The 17,310-nt window shown below is 36.9% G+C and carries 16 protein-coding genes; 9 read left to right on the plus strand and 7 right to left on the minus strand.

The annotated features are described in order from the left end of the window. The first annotated feature begins 316 nt into the window (after positions 1-316). Positions 317-1,291: a transposase gene (locus tag MSC25_RS05940; RefSeq protein WP_248442868.1), complete on the plus strand. Its 975-nt coding sequence runs from the start codon at positions 317-319 to the stop codon at positions 1,289-1,291. A gap of 196 nt (positions 1,292-1,487) precedes the next feature. Here MSC25_RS05940 and MSC25_RS05945 read toward each other — a convergent pair whose 3' ends face one another. Further along, a complete protein-coding gene (locus tag MSC25_RS05945; RefSeq protein ID WP_248442869.1) occupies positions 1,488-1,778 on the minus strand; it encodes a hypothetical protein in 291 nt (96 codons plus the stop codon). A 474-nt stretch (positions 1,779-2,252) separates the two neighbouring features. On the opposite strand from MSC25_RS05945, the gene MSC25_RS05950 reads away from it, so the two are divergent. Beyond that, positions 2,253-3,164 carry a hypothetical protein gene (locus MSC25_RS05950; protein ID WP_248442870.1) on the plus strand — a complete coding sequence of 304 codons (912 nt, stop codon included), beginning with the start codon at positions 2,253-2,255 and terminating at the stop codon, positions 3,162-3,164. 128 nt (positions 3,165-3,292) lie between these two features. Beyond that, positions 3,293-3,910, plus strand: a complete 618-nt coding sequence (locus MSC25_RS05955; protein ID WP_248442871.1) for a hypothetical protein — start codon at positions 3,293-3,295, stop codon at positions 3,908-3,910. 207 nt (positions 3,911-4,117) lie between these two features. Here the strand turns inward: MSC25_RS05955 and MSC25_RS05960 are convergent, their stop codons facing one another. Both MSC25_RS05960 and MSC25_RS05965 read right to left on the minus strand, forming a co-directional pair. Continuing rightward, positions 4,118-5,269 carry a site-specific integrase gene (locus tag MSC25_RS05960; protein WP_248442872.1) on the minus strand — a complete coding sequence of 384 codons (1,152 nt, stop codon included), beginning with the start codon at positions 5,267-5,269 and terminating at the stop codon, positions 4,118-4,120. A 104-nt stretch (positions 5,270-5,373) separates the two neighbouring features. Further along, on the minus strand, positions 5,374-5,565 hold the full coding sequence (locus tag MSC25_RS05965) for a hypothetical protein (protein ID WP_248442873.1): 192 nt from the start codon (positions 5,563-5,565) through the stop codon (positions 5,374-5,376). A 652-nt stretch (positions 5,566-6,217) separates the two neighbouring features. Here MSC25_RS05965 and MSC25_RS05970 point away from each other — a divergent pair. The 3 genes from MSC25_RS05970 (at position 6,218) to MSC25_RS05980 (ending at position 8,704) form a co-directional block, all read left to right on the plus strand. Beyond that, positions 6,218-6,610, plus strand: a complete 393-nt coding sequence (locus tag MSC25_RS05970) for a hypothetical protein (RefSeq protein WP_248442874.1) — start codon at positions 6,218-6,220, stop codon at positions 6,608-6,610. A gap of 132 nt (positions 6,611-6,742) precedes the next feature. Next, positions 6,743-7,027, plus strand: coding sequence for a hypothetical protein (locus MSC25_RS05975; protein WP_024601268.1), 285 nt, complete (start codon positions 6,743-6,745; stop codon positions 7,025-7,027). 708 nt (positions 7,028-7,735) lie between these two features. Continuing rightward, complete coding sequence (locus tag MSC25_RS05980) at positions 7,736-8,704, plus strand: replication initiation protein (protein WP_248442875.1); 969 nt, start codon at positions 7,736-7,738, stop codon at positions 8,702-8,704. 16 nt (positions 8,705-8,720) lie between these two features. Here the strand turns inward: MSC25_RS05980 and MSC25_RS05985 are convergent, their stop codons facing one another. Beyond that, entirely contained in the window at positions 8,721-9,599 is an 879-nt protein-coding gene (locus MSC25_RS05985; RefSeq protein WP_248442876.1) for a hypothetical protein, read from the minus strand. Between the two features lie 811 nt (positions 9,600-10,410). Here MSC25_RS05985 and MSC25_RS05990 point away from each other — a divergent pair. Beyond that, on the plus strand, positions 10,411-10,617 hold the full coding sequence (locus MSC25_RS05990) for a hypothetical protein (RefSeq protein ID WP_248442877.1): 207 nt from the start codon (positions 10,411-10,413) through the stop codon (positions 10,615-10,617). A gap of 315 nt (positions 10,618-10,932) precedes the next feature. Here the strand turns inward: MSC25_RS05990 and MSC25_RS05995 are convergent, their stop codons facing one another. The 3 genes from MSC25_RS05995 to MSC25_RS06005 all read right to left on the minus strand — a co-directional run bounded on the left by MSC25_RS05995 (position 10,933) and on the right by MSC25_RS06005 (position 13,739). After that, entirely contained in the window at positions 10,933-11,697 is a 765-nt protein-coding gene (locus MSC25_RS05995; RefSeq protein WP_248442878.1) for a hypothetical protein, read from the minus strand. Then, complete coding sequence (locus MSC25_RS06000) at positions 11,694-12,533, minus strand: hypothetical protein (RefSeq protein WP_248442879.1); 840 nt, start codon at positions 12,531-12,533, stop codon at positions 11,694-11,696. The genes MSC25_RS05995 and MSC25_RS06000 overlap by 4 nt, the downstream gene beginning before the upstream one ends. A 120-nt stretch (positions 12,534-12,653) precedes the next feature. Further along, the gene (locus MSC25_RS06005) at positions 12,654-13,739 is read right to left on the minus strand and encodes a zincin-like metallopeptidase domain-containing protein (RefSeq protein WP_248442880.1); all 1,086 of its coding nucleotides are present in this window, start codon (positions 13,737-13,739) and stop codon (positions 12,654-12,656) included. 236 nt (positions 13,740-13,975) lie between these two features. Between MSC25_RS06005 and MSC25_RS06010 the strand changes: the two genes are divergently transcribed. Next, entirely contained in the window at positions 13,976-16,042 is a 2,067-nt protein-coding gene (locus MSC25_RS06010) for a class I SAM-dependent DNA methyltransferase (protein ID WP_248442881.1), read from the plus strand. Then, positions 16,042-17,310, plus strand: coding sequence for a restriction endonuclease subunit S (locus MSC25_RS06015; protein WP_248442882.1), 1,269 nt, complete (start codon positions 16,042-16,044; stop codon positions 17,308-17,310). Before MSC25_RS06010 ends, MSC25_RS06015 begins: the two co-directional genes overlap by 1 nt.

A 17,310-nucleotide genomic window follows, 5' to 3' on the forward strand; every position in this document is an offset into this window, starting at 1 on the left:
CTTTAAAACCGCTGAAAGCTAGTAAATACGTAGCTTTCAGCGGTTTTTTCACATCAAAAACCCTCTATAACACTCTACAAAATACACAAGCTCTACACACCAGTAAATACGGGCTTTTTGGCTTAATTGTACATTTTATGTTTTCAGTGCTTTTTCACAAAAATACACAAAATATACACACGGTTTTCTTGTGAAAAATTATCATATAACTGTTGAATAGCGGAAAAATATAGCCCTGCCCTTGCTGGGGTCAAACCTTGACTTCAGACATCAATAATTTAGACTTTATATTTTTCTGCTTATTGAGTAAATAGCTATGCCTAGGCCACTGCGAATAGAATATGAGAATGCGTTTCATCATGTAACGAATCGTGGGAGAGGGGGGGAAAGTACTTTTTTAAGTGATAAGGACTTTAAGTATTTTTTATCTTGTATTGAGAAAGCGAGCTATCGTTTTAATATAGAGGTGCACGCATATTGTTTAATGACCAATCATTACCATCTGCTAATAAAAACTCCCGATGCTAATTTAGGCAGAGCCATGAAGCATATTAATGGCCTTTATACTCAATACTTTAATCGAAAATATAATGCAGATGGCGCACTGTTTAGAGGGAGGTACACCTCGGTATTGGTGGATGCTGAAAACTACTTATTGCATGTGAGCCGTTACATTCATCGTATCCCAATCGAAACAAACACACCGCTAGCGTCTGACTTTGCTGAGTATGAATGGTCTAGCTATCATTCGTTCATCAAAAAAGCAGAAATTCCCAAATGGCTCGTTCGAGACTTTATATTCTTGCTACAAGGTAAAAGGTCTAAATATGCAGCTTATAAGCAATTTGTAGGATTGGGAAACACTAAAGAAATAAGTGATTTTTATAATACTAAAGTTTTACCGCCAGTATTGGGTGGTCAGAATTTTATTGAAAGTATAAAGAACTACATTACAGCATCTGACAGCAAAAGTAAGCTTGTTAGTAAAAAGCATTCAGCAGATGATGTGATTGTTTATCTTGCTACATACTTCAGTGTTGAAATTGATGATATCGTAATGGTTAAAAAGGGTCGAAAAGAAAAAAACTTACCACGCTGGTTTGCTATGAAGTTATGCCAAGATTTAACAGGGTTAAATTTGCAGGCACTAGCGGATGTTTTCAATGTCCACCATTATTCAGCCATATCTAAAACGGTAGGACGGTTGAATATATTAATGCTTGAAGATAAGAAGGTTGAATTACAATTGAAGAAACTTCGGGAATGCTTGGTATCTGCAATCAAAGTTTAACTTTTATATTTTACATAAAGCTAGAGCGAGGTAACCCGAATGGTTATTTCAATATGAACATTAAAATACCTTTAACGGCATTTAAACGCTGTGAGTTCATGCAGTCCGTTTTTAATTTGTACATTGCGTTATGGAGTAGAGCTAGAGGTGATAAGTCGCTTAGAGCGAGAAGCGAAATTGGGAGGTCAATTAAGATTTAAGATAAAAACTCTGTTGCTTTTATTAGCGCATATTGAAGCCCAAAGAATGAGCCAAAAAATGCAGACAGAACAATGATCATGAAACCTCCGCCTTTTGTTGATTCGAATACATCCTCGCTTCTTCCATCGTAGTTACCAAACTTCCTGTCTAACCTCACTCCTGCTTCAAACGAATCTCTAAGTACTTTTCGCTCAGGGTAGAAGAATGGATGTATTTTACGTCCTAAAAATATTGCGAAGCCGAATGATAATATTCCGATTATTATTGTTGGTACTTCAAATTCCATTACTTCTACTCCGCGGATTACTTGTCAACTAGACAATCATTTTTCAATGATTGTTCAAAATCTACTTTTTAAAATTATACATTTGATTCTAACAGGAAAACTAGCACATGCAGTATAGTTTATTAAGCCCATGTCATTGATCCACATTACTTTAGTGTAAAGTCATTTAAAACTAAACGTACGTTTCAGTCCCAAGTAGCCAGTAAATTGAATGACGTTTATTGGAACTTTTACGAAGTTCGGCTGTGAGCTGTGAGTTCAAGCGGTCGGTCAGGATTAATTGTCTTTAGCTAATAGATACTATGAGGAAACTTTTCCCTTTTACATAGTGAAATAAACTTCAACAAGCATAATATTTATAGCTGGCAATAGCTTACACTATTTGCTATTAATATAAGCTCATAAAACAAGGATATTTTCGCGCTAAAAAGGGAAATTGTCCTCTGATAAAGCTGTAAAATAGCTAGAAGATTTATGCACATTTACTTAGATCAAAATATTTGGATTGATCTGGCGAAAATTCATCATGGAAAAGATAAACGCCCTGAGTCTGCTCGTCTATTAAGTCTAATCCAGAAAAAACTCGAATCTGGCGATATCGTTTTGCCATTATCACGTATTCATTATATTGAAACCAGTACTATAGCTAATGCTGGCCGCCGTGAGAGATTGGGTAGAGTAATGTTTGATTACTCGAAGGGGGTAACTTTAGCATCTTATAAATCTATCGTTCTATACGAGCTAGATTGTGCACTAAGCAAAATCTTCAAACATGTTAAGCCTCGCAACTTTAAGTTGTTTGGGAACGGTATTAAGCACGCTTATGGTGATGCACTTGAATTTAAATATCCAAGCATGATGGATCCAAATTGGATCGAGCGTGCGGCATTAACAGGTGAAGAAATTGTTGGTCATCGTTTTGGTGGTTTCCACAAAACTGAGCACAACGGAAAATTTCAAGAGCATTTACGCAAAGTTAGTGAAATGCGTCAAACTGTTCCTCGTAAAAATTGGGACAATACGTTAAATGCCATTGCGTTATCTGATATTGTAGAGCCGCTATCCGAAGTATTAAATTACTGGGGAATCGCATTTGATGACTTTATCGGTTTGGGAGCAGAAGTTATAAGCAGTTGTATTGATAGCATGCCGTCTAGAGCGTTAGAGGTTCACATGCATCGACAAGTTCTCAATAATCCAAACTATAACCCTAAACCAACAGATCTTGAAGATTGGGGGGGGATAGCGTTGGCTTCTCAATATTGTGATGTAATTGTTGGAGAGAAACATTTACACGATATGCTGCTACGTAATCGATTTAAAACTAAGGCGGCAGTTTATCGCCGCTTATCTGATTTAGAGCAGTACTTGGAAAAAGCTATTTAACAAACGTTTCAAGACGAGGACTAAAAATAATGGACTCTCGTTCGTCCCTCACCAATTTTACCCACAATTTTTAGCCCGTTATTATGGGCGTTAGTAGTTACAAAATAAACTTAGAGTTGAGATTTACAATGAGCATGGATTTATGGGAATGTCAACAAGATGAAGCGATGAGTGAATACTACGAAGAGTTGTATTTAACTGAGTTTAGAGAGCGTGCTATTGATGAATTTACTGCTGAAAGGCTTAGTTCTTATTATGTTGAAAACTCAAGTCTTTTAGCCGATTCATTTAGTGCATTAGAAGAAGCGCAAAAAGTATCTTCACTTTCCCCAACATCGGGTTTGATAATGGCTGCAATTTCTATAGAAATTGCACTTAAAATAGGTTTACTTAAACCTATTGTTTTTGGATTTGTCCACAGTGAGGCTGTTGCTGAGTCAATATCGAATACAGTGATTAAACAAACAGGCATTGATCGTTTTAAAGCTTTATTGGTCACTTTGTTAAAAGACATTTCACATGTTGATATAGCAACATATAAAAGAGCTGGGCAACAATTATCGCTTTGGGATGAGCGTGGGAAGGTGCAAAATCTAAGAAATATGATTTCTCATAAAGGCTCTCTTAGTTCAATGCAGGACTGTCAATTTGCAATTGATGTTGCTGAAGAAATTCTAAATAGGCTTTTGCCTAATGTATTAGGCTCTTTAGGTTTACGTCTGCAAAATAAAGTAATCATCGAATAAACTGCTAACAAATGCTTTAAGGGTGCCTGAGGGGCAAGTCTAGAGCGGTCAAATCCAGGCTTAAGACAATATACTCCTGGCCGTCTGCTTATGGCACTTTCCAGAAGTTTGACTTGGGTTAAATAGCTATTATTAAGTAGCAGGGGAGGGTTAGCTGAGTAGAATACGTATCAAGTCTATCATCCCCCCCTTTAAGTCTGTATTTAACTAAGTATTATGCTCTCTTTCATACTCATCGATGAAATTACCATAATGCTGATAGAGTGTATTGGGTGAAGAGTGCCCCATAAGCTTAGATACCTTCCAGTGGTTTGCACCTTCAGAAATCAACTGAGATGCAAACGTGTGTCTCATCTGGTAGGGGTAACGGTACTGTACACCACAAGAGTCTAGTAATTTTATCCATCTATTTTTTCTAAACGAATCTTGGTTCCAAACCCTTTGCCGAGAATTTAAAAATAGGTATTCAGAGTTATGTTTTTTCATTTCTATCGCTAATAGATCACAAACATCTTCTGAAATAGGAATTTTTCTTCGGCCGGCTTTTGTTTTGGTTGCCTTAACTATACCGTCAACAATAGCTTCGTAAATTGACACCTGTTTTGTTTTTAAACATACGTCAGCTTTTTTTAATGCAACCCACTCACTAGAGCGAATACCTGTGTTGAATACAAGGCTTACAATTGCTCGTATTGTCCCAGATGAACCATTTATTATCCTAGCCTTTTCTTGAGGTGTGAATGGAATTACATTTTTATGTGCACCTCTTAAATCTATGTTGTTTATTTTAGGTAAATATTCCCCTATGCGGATATTTTTAACAGGGTTTGATTTTATTAATTTATCGATCACAGCTCGATCTAGGCAACAACGTAAAAGTGAAATCCGGTTTGATAATGTTTTTCTAGATACAGTTGATGTTTCGATTAAATTTACAACATCAATGCTCTCCAATTCGGAGACATTACAATCCCATAATGCTTTTAATCCGTTTTTAGCTTTCTTATACCCAGTAATTGTTGATTTTTCTAATCCCCTGACTATTCCCCTTTCAATATATAGGTCCATGTACTCAACAACTTTTGCGTCGTTTGGGGTAGTTGTAAACAGCTTTACTTTGTTAGATTTTGGAAAATGTGTGGAATAATCAAAAGTGTCATGCGCTATTTCATTTTTGATTTGGCCCAAAAAAAATCCTGCAGATTTTAGGCCTTGCTTATTAAGGATGAATGGTACTTTTTCTCTACATAAAACACCTTTATAGGTGAAGGTGAGTTGGAATGATGTAGCTTCACCTTTTGAGTTGTAACGAATTACTACGCCCGCTGGGGGCTTAATTTTTTGAGTTTTTAATAGCATTTTAGAGTTATCACTTTAATATTTTAATCTTATATATTTTATCCATAAAATACTGTATTTTAAGGATTCTTTGCTGCGAAGCTCAGCCCAAAATCCTTTAGTAACTAAATCAAACCCCCTTGATTTTTAACCCATTCAGTTACATTATTTAGATCAACCCAACGTTCTCTAACGCCATCAACTTTATAAAAATGTTTGCCTTCTACCCAAGCCCCTCTCTGGATTCGAGATTCTACGGCTTTTTTACTTTCACCTGACTCTTCGCAATATTTGCTGATTAGTACTACATCTATCATTTAAACCTCTTAGAAATGTATTTGATTTTTTAAAAAATTCTCAACCTTTCTATCTACATATCGACATTTGAAATTTTTTTTTAAGTAGTTGAAGCAGTAAAAAACCAAGGAAAGTAAAAAAAGCAATAAAAATAAAATAAAAATCACTTTAAAATCAATGTATTGTATATTTTGAAAATATTTTAATTTTTTATCGATGCTATTAAAGTTTTCGGCGTTTCTAAGATCTATTGTGTGTAATTTGACCTTGATTAGAGTGTGTATAGTTTAAAATATAACTCTGAGAAGATGCGGGAGGGTATGGGAAAAAAGCTTATTATTGAGTTGAGTGTCTATGCAGTGGCATAGTTAATTTAGCCACCCATTAAGAAAGCAATATTGCTTTCTTACAATTGAATAGGGGATTATATGTATCCTATTTAACTTTCTTTATTGTGTGTGAGAACAAGTCTTATCAAAATTAGTGTCAGTACTATAGCTGGTATTATCCAAATAAAATCAGTCATATTGTTCATTCTCGAGGTTGTTCAGTCACTTCCCAACATTAATGATTTTTATTATTTTTGCAAATTTAGCCTACATAAACGTGATTTTCTATTTTTACCCACCGCTTGGCCCTAGTTAATTTCAGGACAATTAACGAGGACAAATAATGAAAAATACTAAATCTCAATTCATTCGACAATACGTTCGAGCCAGTAGATCTCCGTGGGATGACTGCTCTACAATTTTATTGTTAGCAGATGTAGTTAATGAACAAACATTAGAGTTAAATTTCAATAATTATATCTATTTACATAGAGATAGTGTTGGAAAAATACTTGGAATTAGTATTTCAAATAGTTTGTTAGAAAAAAATCCGAGTTTTGAAAATCGATATTTAGAAGGAGTTGATATGGTGCTTTTTTTACTTATCTACATAGAGCAAATAACACAGTTTTGTAAGCTGTTCTCTGAGGAGTTCCAGCAAATATTTATGCAAACGCCAACGACATTTTTTGCAGCAGCAGAAAGTGATTGGGTCGATATTATCGACAATGCATAACCCCCCTAAGCAGACTTCGGCCTGCTTTTTTTATAAGAATTTTTTGTAAACCGATTTAAATACCCATACCTGTTTATTAATTAATAATGAGTTATCGATTTTGATAACAAACCACACAAGGATAGTGAACACATGAAACATGCATACGTATCAACATTGGATTTTTTAAATTTATTACAAACATTTTGCCGAGTAATTACCACGAATGACCATCAGATAAACTTATTAGAATTACGCAGTGATAATGCGAATTTAGATGAGCTATGGGAGGTAATTGGCCCTGAAATTACAGCGAATAAAGAGCTAAATCAGTATGCTATGCGAAAGTTTACCTACGAGCTGATGCATGCCCTGATTAGCGACCCAGTAGAGCGGGTGGAGCTGCCATGTGACTTCGAGGATGATGTTTTTTCTTAGGGTCAAATTGGAAAAAGTTAGCTACAGAAACTGAGGCCAAAATAGTTATTTTCAAAACAAAAATAACAGCCTAATCATGTCTCCCCAAATATGCCGTGAATCATTATTTGCTGATTCGCTGCACTAACGGCAATAGCGTTTAATAGGGCATTTTACTCAGTTACTGAGTATCAAACCTGGGAGGGAGTCCTGCGCAAATACAGGGGTTCGTTACGGTGGCTCAAAAGCGCAGTCATTGTAATAATGTTTGGCAAGGCTTAGAGGTCAAATGCAAAGGGGAGGTAGATACGTCTACCTCCCTTTTGCGTATTTCAGTAAGTCAGTTAGTTCACTCAGTAGCCTCATTACAAATCATAGTGGCGTGGTCAAAAAAATTAAAAAAATAATTAATTTATTTTTTAACCGTCAGAAATGAATTAATAAATTTATAAAAGTGGCAAATGTGCCTGTATTTTTATTTTTTCTATTTTAATACTTTTAGTGTGGTTTATCTTATTGAAATTAAGTGAAATATTTACTGTTTTGGTGGGCAATTTATATGTTTGCTGTGGCACTTTATACGAAATGAGTAGGCAATTTATACGGTTTAGGGGGACATGTATGCTGTGAATAAATAAAAATTTTATTTATCAAAAAACTTACCGAAATTTCTTTTATTGGTTGGGCCGCGGTTAGCATAACAGCATAAACTAGAAATGAGGTAGAGAAATGAGCAGTAAAAATTCTCCAAAAATTGTTTTCGCTAATAAATTATTACATGCGGGTTATTCGCTAGAGGTTAATGAGCAGCGATTAATAAATCTAGCGTTGTCTAAAATTAATTCCAAAAAGTCTAACCCAGGAAAAATTGTGATTTATCCAACGGAATATGCCAAGTGTTTCGGTCTGAGTAAGCACAGCGTTTATGAGCAGCTGAGCGCAGCTGTAGAGTCACTAAGAGGTAAATCTGTAAGCATTTTAGACGATAGCGGGCAGTCGCTTTCAATCCCCTGGGTGAGCAATGCTAGATATGAAAAGGTGAAAAATCAGGGCTCGTTTATCACATTGGAGTTCTCAAAAGACATCGAGCCCTATATTTTTAATATTGAGGGTGATTTCACAAGATTATATTTTCATAACACAGTAAAACTTAACACGTTAGCATCATTTCGGTTGTATGCACTCCTAAACGAGGTGCGAAATTATAAAAATTACAAACGACGGGGCTCTGTAGTCCTGAATTTACAACTACCAGAGATGAAACAGAAATTATTTTTATCTGAATCATACGGAGCATGGCGGGATTTTAAAAATCGCGTATTGCTACCGGCTATTGAAAAAATCAATGCCCACACAGATATATGCGTAACGTTTAGGCCCCAAAAAATGGGCAATTGTATTACTGCGATTGAGTTTGCGTACATCACCCAGTGCCCTAGTAAAAGTGAACATATAGCACGGCCGAATCTATTTCGCCGCCCTAAAGTCAAAAAAGGGTCAGCTAAAGAAGGTGTCTGGGCTCGTGCAAACCTCACGTTATTACGAACCTATGAGTTGTTAAAGCAGAATCAAAACCCTACTTTTAGGTTGGCAAAAGTCGATATTAGGCGCTGTATAACGTATGCAAAAATCCTTGGTGACGATGAAACTAAGATTTTTTACTCTAAACAATTGAACAAAAAAACCATAACGCCTTAATGTTTATACTACTGCATTACGAGTAAAACATTTCATTAATTTCTTCACACAATTTAGTTCGGTATATTATTGAGGCACGCAGCAGCTCAGCATCACTTTCACTGAGAAGTGGTGCTCGTGTTTTTTTGTCGTAACGTTCAGGCATCTCCTCAAATAACTGTTCGTGGAGTCGTTTAATGTCATCAAAAATTTTGACCGACTGAGAGAATAAAAAAATTTTACTGTAATCGCGATTCCTTAACGAGGCCAAATATTTTAGTAAAATGACCTGTCGTGCCGTTTTATTTTTAAATGAATGTTCAATTTCAACTGCTGCAACAGAGCCATCTAGGAGTCGTACAGCACCATCTACCGTTCGTGTATCAGATAGGTTATTAATACGTTTAAATTCAGGCTCGGTAATAAACCCATTCCACATTGGTGCGTACGTTTCATCACTGTGGTAATTATGTATACCGCGCAGCATGACAAATGCATTAATCAGGTTATGCATTACATTGTTTTGATTGAACTGCAGAGCAGGGTTTCTATTCGCTCTAAAATGTATATCGATGCCCATTAACTCCTCTGCAAATTTGGCTGCAGTATAGGTAGGCACGTAGACACGACCATCTGGACTTCGGTGTGTTTTTACCACACGCAATAGCCCATCGTTTTCTAGCCGGTTTAAATGCTCTAGTGCTAACCGATGGTTGATGCAATATAACCAACGAATAATCCCTGGTGTAACAATAGAAAATCGAATAGCAATTAAAACGGTTAATCTAGTTCGGTTAACGCCTTTTTGATAGTTATTTGCGCCTGGATAATACCGCATATCTATATCAAAATAGCGAGGGTAGTTAAGCAGTAATGAGCTGTTTATTTCTAAATTTTTTGATGGCTGCTGAGTCAATTCACAAAATCCTTTTAGTGAGTTAATTAGTAAAATTAACTAGTACCGCAACACAAAAATTATCATCATTTTATAAATGTATTTCCGTTTTTCATTCCGAGATGCTCTTACAGCATGTACGGAATGATTGTCGCGATAATTATCGCAACAAAAACCGCCTTCAGCGGATGGCTTCTCAACTTCGTTGTTCAACCATAGGGTCTAAAACGCCCGCCAGCTCTGGTGTTGCTCCGCAACGAGCTGACTCGACGCGCTATCGCGCTAGCGTTGTAGACCCAGCGCGAATGCACCTCGCTACGCTCTGTACCAACCGCCATACCGCCGCTACAGACAATGCGATGGGTGCCCCATTATCCGCATTTTTCTTCGCTTTTATTTTCTGACGAAAATAGATGGTTCGATATCAATTTGTGCCAAATTTTAATCGAATTTCGCTGATGCGAAACACTATCGCGGTTGGTACAGACCAGCTGTACATTCGCGCGACTCCATACATTTCCGGCTTCGCCTCCAACGTATTACGCGAGCTATTGGTCTCATTCTGAGACGCTTTTTTTGCAGTTTTTCGTGCCGAAAAATGCGATCTAAAAACCTGTCTTGCAGACAAAAACCGCCTTCAAAATAAACTTAATAATGTGTTTTTTAGAAAAGAATAAAGGGTTCTTACTTAATAAAATTAGGTGGAATAAGGGAAAGGTTAATTACTTAATTCAAACCGTTTGTTGCTGAGCTGCGCAGTCAAACAAGTTTGTTTTTTATCACGAAATCATTAAATTTGATAGCAGAAATTAATGACTTGTAAGGTTAAAAAATGAAAAACGACGCTAACGATATTGCTATTAATCCCTCAACAGGATTACCTATTACTAATGCGAGCGCTAATATTGTAGATGTTGGCGGCAATGTAGTGGGGCAGAGCCCTAGAGTGATGACAGTTTATGAGATTGAAGAGTCGATAAGTGATTCAAACAATGATGACTGTTTTGATGCATTTGACACGTTTGATGATGCTTTTTGATGTCCAAATTTTTAAAAGCTATTCGTGGTTATCGAATAGAGATTGTTTACTCGAGCATTGCATTTAGTGGCTCATCTATATTGTTTTTACAGTACCAATCAACTCAAAATTTTGCCTGGTTTATCGCTCTAAGTTTGTTTTGCACTAAAATGTCTATTGGCATAATTAGCTATGAGCAATATTGCCAAAGTAATGGGCGTAGTATGAAAATCATGCTCAAATATCTGTTATTTAAATTTGTATAATCCTTGTTTATTTGTCCGAAACGCAAAGCGCTCCGAGTTAATCAGGGCGCTTTTTTAGTTTTATAAGTATTTAAGTACTTTTAAATTGCTCAGATTCACAAACTATGGGTGGTAAAAGGGACCTTAAAAACACAACTTCTTTATCATTCAATTGAAAAGTTCTGCTTTTTATTGGGTGTTGGGTTTGTGCTGTGATTTGATTTTCCATCAACTCAATTTCCCACCTCCTCATAGAATAAAGTATTACTGAAGAGATGCTGTAAAACTGCGAATTAATACCAAATTTTGCAGCACCATAATGTAACGCCGCCAGTAAATCATCGTCAGATAAGCTAAATTTTTCAACTTGTAAGCCTGAGCTACTATAACTTTTAATCTTAATAAGCATGTCTAAGTGTAGGGCAGTAGCGAGTTTTTCAGCAGAGTCACAGCCTATATCAAAAGGTACGTCTTTCCATTTTGTACTACTTCGGTGCGCTCTCAAACTTACTGTGTAATAAGGGCTTGCCGTTGCCAGCCTTATAGTAATGAAATCTTGCTCTCTCATTAAAGTGCGTACATCGTGCATTTTAACATTTACTAATTTATAGCCAAGTGCTAACTCAAATGCAGTGTTGCTATTTTCAGGGGTAATGAATATTTGGCCCCACCAGGTAATTGTAATAGAACAGTTCTTTGCTTTAAGTGATTTAAATAAACCATGTAATAGTACTAAGCTTGGTTTCCAATCGTTTGCCATTACATCTACACCACTAACTGGTGATGGGTGATAATCAAAAATTACTCTGCGTTTTTTAGCTTGTCTGATTTCGGATAACAAAGTTTGAATATTCATACAGACTCACGCTCAGCCATAATCTTTATGCTAAAAGATTGATGTCGCTTACCAACCTTTCCCTGCTTTGTAATGCCTGTGCCACTAAATGTAATTTCTTTATCGTAGTAATAAGCATGTTCAAACCGTAAGCTAGCGGTTCTATTTTTAGTATCAATATGAGTAATTAAGTCACCATAAACCACACCAAAAATACGTTTTATGACTCTTAATACTATTTGCTCAATCTCCAGTTCAAGTCGTTCAGTTTGTACACTTAGTGTGTTCGACTCTTCATTTAAGTTAGATAACAGTTCATCACGACTTGTCGTTAGCACATTGGTAAACTTGTCATCTAAATCTCGAATCGGCGAAACTATACTTTCAAGCTGCCAGTATAGGTCGGAGGTGTTTTCAAATGCCCTTTGTTTAGCTTCCAGCTCACGAATTAATGACAAAACTAATGGCACACGCTTTTTATCTAATATAACGCTTTTAATAGTTCGCTCAGGTAGCGCTATATCGTTAATATCTACATATGGGGTAATGAAGTGAGGTTCTTTATTTGGAGGTAACAGCCCTGAAAACGCAATTTTTGTACTTGTTACATGTAGGTATGAAGTCATCGAATGATGATACCGATTGGTTAGCTCATAAAACCAATTGAACTCCGTAGTTTTTACAACCACCTCATAAAGATTATTTTCTTCTAGAAGCTTATGAGCCTTGTGTACTTCATTAATAAGTATTTCGGCAAATTCAACCAAGCAATAAGTAGGTAACGTTAATCTGTAATGCTCATTACGTTGTTCTTTATTAAGTAACTTTACCGCTAAACAAATCACTTGATGAGACATATAAATTCCTCTCAGCTCTTTAACAAAGCGCAGCTGAAATAGAAAATGTTCATTACAAATTATTATTTTATTTATCTGTTTTTTCTTTATCCAATGTCGCTACGCCAATAAAACTAGTAATTACCACTCAATATGATGCTTGTTTGGCTTTGAGCATTGCTCACAAAACGATAGGTTTTCATAACGGGTTAAGGTAACGCTATAATTTTCGTGGCAATGGATACAGCACGCACTAACTTTTAGCGTACTTACAAAACCTGTAAGAATTATTTTATCTGGTTCTACTGCTTCACTATCATTAAGTTGTTCAAACTCTTTATCTTCACAATCCACATCAGCGTTTTCAATGCCTGTTAACTCATACAAAAAATGTACTGCTTTTTTTGCGTCATCTACGGCTTTAAATAAGTAATGAAAATCATTTTTTAAATGCTTTATCCAAGACTTCAAATAAGCTGCATGATCTGTTCTTGGTGTAATTGTATTTTCAAGCCGCGTACATATAATTGCAGCGCCTAGTTCAGCAACAAGCTCTTCATACGCATACTGCTCTGTACTATTGTTAGCTAAGTTGCGCTTCATTCTAGTGTCATGACCACTCCAATGAATTAACTCATGAATAGCAGTAGCATAATAATTATGCTTTTTGCTCCCATGAGAACTATCTACAAAGTTAGTGGGGAATGGCAGGTATATTTTATCTTCGTGTACTCTATAAAATGCATCGGTATTACCATGAGTAATATTGGCTTTGCAGCTGGCTATAAATTTATCAGCACTCGGATCTATCGGCATATTATCTGCAAATAAGTCAGGGTGTGCTGAATTGTAATTATTTACTTGGTCAGCGTTGAATACAGTATAAGGTTTAAAATAAATAATATAATCTTCATCACTGGGGTTATTTTTCTTAGCGTAAATAGGGCGAAATAAACGCGTCCCCTTTGAGCGAATTTTTACCTTCGCTTTTTTTGTATTCCATTGTTTAAGTGTAGCCCACTCATCCGATTGAAATGTATTATCAAGGGTAGACGCCCAAAGTAGCGTTGCATTCATGCCACTAAAAAGGTGGTGTGTAATGGCATTTTTAGGTTCTAAAAAGCCATTATGCCAAGGTGCTATCCATTCCCCCAAGTTCTCCTGCATTTGCTCAATTAGCTTATCTACAACACTTCTAACATGTGCGTCTACTTCTTCCTTTTTCATAATTTAATTCCGTTTTAAAGCTATGAATTATTTATAGATTACTATTTTGTTAATTATGAATATTACCTTAATTTGATAAAGCTTCTCTACCATACAACATAATAAAGGTTACAATACCCTTAATAAAAAGTACTGCCTTCAGTGCTGGTAAATAATCCTTAAATCTTGCTTAAAAAATAGCATATCTAGTGATATGGTAAGTTAAGTTACGGAAAACAAAATAATAAAGGGTCAAAATGACAGATAACAACTTCTCTTCAACCGCTGCTTTTTTATGGTCAGTAGCTGACTTGCTTCGCGGTGATTTTAAACAATCTCAGTATGGCCGTATAATCCTACCTTTTACACTGTTAAGGCGTTTAGAGTGTGTGCTTGAAGCCACTAAACCTGCTGTGCTTGAAAAGTACGAAACCGTAAAAGCCATGCCTGTTGAAGCGCAAGATAAGCTCCTTACTCATGCGGCGCAGTTAAGCTTTTACAATACTTCAAAAATGGACTTAAACCGCCTTGGCGAAACCGATGTAGCCAGTAACCTAGAGAGTTACATTCAGTCGTTTAGCCCCAATGCGCGTGAAATTTTTGAGCACTTTGACTTTTTTAATACCCTAGATAAGCTTGCTGAAGCCGACCTACTTTATAAAGTCGCTAAACGCTTTGCAACAACCGACCTACACCCAAATGTTATTAATAACTATGGTATGGGTTTAGTGTTTGAAGAGCTAATAAGGCGCTTTGCTGAAAGCTCTAACGAAACCGCGGGTGAGCACTTTACCCCGCGCGACATTGTACGTTTAACCACCTCTTTAGTGTTTACCAATGACGACGATGCGCTTACGCAATCGGGCTTAGTTCGCTCAATTTACGACCCAACAGCGGGTACGGGCGGGTTTTTATCATCGGGTATGGAATACGTATTAGAGCTTAACAATAAAGCATCGCTTTCAGCATTTGGCCAAGAGCTAAACCCAGAGTCATACGCTATATGTAAAGCCGATATGCTTATTAAAGGCCAAAAGGTCGATAACATAAAACTCGGTAATACCTTATCAAACGACCAGCTACGCACCGAAAAGTTTGACTACATGTTATCTAACCCGCCATTTGGTGTGGACTGGAAAAAAATACAAAAACAAATTAACGACGAACACACCGAAAAAGGCTTTGAAGGCCGTTTTGGTGCGGGTTTACCGCGTGTATCTGACGGCTCGTTACTGTTTTTAATGCACCTAGTTAGTAAAATGCGCCCACAACACGAAGGTGGCTCGCGCATTGGTATTATTTTAAATGGCTCACCGTTATTTACCGGCGGTGCTGGTAGTGGTGAGAGCGAAATACGTCGTTATATTCTCGAAAACGACTTGTTAGAAGCCATTGTAGCTCTACCTACAGATATGTTTTACAACACCGGCATATCAACTTACGTGTGGGTGCTTTCAACCCACAAGCCTGCTAACCGTAAAAGCAAAGTACAACTTATAAATGCGGCAAAAGAGCGTGCTAAAACAGGCGGCAGAGGTCGTAGTGGTGGCGGTGAAGTTGAAGGAAATGATGAGAATGTGTTCTATGCAGCTATGCGTAAATCACTCGGTAGTAAACGTAAAGAACTAACAGAAGACGCAATAGAAACCATTGTAAAAACATATGGCCAATTTGTTGAAAATGACTTTAGTAAAATATTCGATTACCAAGCGTTTGGTTATCGCCGTATTACAGTAGAGCGCCCATTGCAACTGGCTGTTTATCCAAAAGATGAGCTACGCATTAGTGCTTTAACAGCCGATAAAGCATGGGATAAGCTAAACGAGCATACACAACACACTACACTTGCAGCGCTTGCCTCACTTGATGATAAGTATTTGTCTCGCGATTTGTTTTTAAAAGCATTAGCTACTGAGCTAGAAACAGCAACACCCAACGTTAAGCTAAGCGCTGCCCAGCTTAAACTGATTGTTAAGCACTTGAGCGAACACGATGATGAAGCTGCTATCTGTTATCAAGAATCAGGCAAAACCAAAGGTAAAATAGAAGCCAACCCAGACTTACGCGATAACGAAAACGTACCGCTCACAGAATCCATTGATGATTATTTTGCCCGTGAAGTATTACCCCATGTGCCAAACGCGTGGATAGATACTAAAAAAACGGATGAGCAAGACGGTGAAGTGGGTATAGTTGGCTACGAAATACCATTTAATCGCCACTTTTATGAATATGTGCCACCAAGATCATTGACCGAAATTGATGCGGATTTAGATAAAGTGTCGAGCGAGATTATGCAGCTACTTAACGAGGTGCATTCATAATGACGGGTACAACCTTGAGCGGAAGAAAGTATAAAGCATACCCAGAATATAAAGAATCTGGAGTCGAGTGGCTTCCTGAGTTACCTGCTAACTGGAAAATTGAGAGAACAAAGCGTATGTTTTCCCTAAAAAGATGTCTTGTAGGTAATCAATCGTCTAACTACCAGTTGTTATCTCTAACACTTAAAGGCGTTATTCCTCGTGATATTTCATCTGGTGAAGGCAAGATACCAGAGAGCTTCGATACTTATCAAAAAGTTGATGAAAACGACCTTATTTTTTGTCTTTTTGATATAGATGAAACACCAAGAACCATAGGTATATCTCCTCTAAATGGGATGATTACTGGCGCATATAACGTATATGGCTGCCTTGAACACTGCTATTCAGATTATGCCTATTATTATTTCTTTCATATTGACTCATTCAAAGGTTTAAAGCCTTTTTATACTGGTCTTAGAAAAGTTGTAAGAGCAGAAACTTTTAGCAATATTGAAATGCCTTGTCCTTCTTTTGAAGAGCAGCAAAAAATAGCCAGCTTCCTCGATCATGAAACCGCTAAAATCGACACCCTAATCGCCAAGCAAGAAAAGCTAATTGAGCTGTTAAAAGAAAAACGCCAAGCGGTGATTTCTCACGCAGTCACTAAAGGGCTAAACCCCAATGCCCCAATGCGCGACTCTGGCGTAGAATGGTTAGGTGAAGTGCCAGAGCATTGGCGTGTAGCCAAACTAAGTTACTTTTTAAAATTACTTAGTGGTGATGGCATAACATCAAATCAAATTGAGCCTGTAGGTAAATACCCTGTAATGGGCGGTAATGGGTTGAGAGGATATACCACTAATTATAACTGTAATGGTGAATATGCTTTAATTGGTCGACAAGGTGCATTATGCGGGAATGTTAATATTGCAAAAGGTAAGTTTTTCGCCTCAGAGCACGCTGTTGTCGTATATCCATATTTAGATTTTAATTTGACATTTCTTTCTGAGTTTCTTCGATTTATGAACTTAGGACAATACTCAGTTTCTGCTGCACAGCCCGGCATTTCAGTTGAAAGAGTTAACGCTCTAAAGATTGCCATACCGCCACTGACTGAGCAAACGGACATTGGTGATAAAATTAAGGTAAATACATGCAGATTTGATACTTTAACAAGCAGAGCAAAAACAATGATTGAAGTTTTGAAAGAACGAAAAGCTGCACTTATCTCAGCAGCAGTTACAGGTAAGATTGACGTGCGTGATTGGAAGTCACAAGGAATTTAA

Source organism: Pseudoalteromonas sp. 1CM17D (assembly GCF_023161805.1).
Classification (GTDB): domain Bacteria; phylum Pseudomonadota; class Gammaproteobacteria; order Enterobacterales; family Alteromonadaceae; genus Pseudoalteromonas; species Pseudoalteromonas atlantica.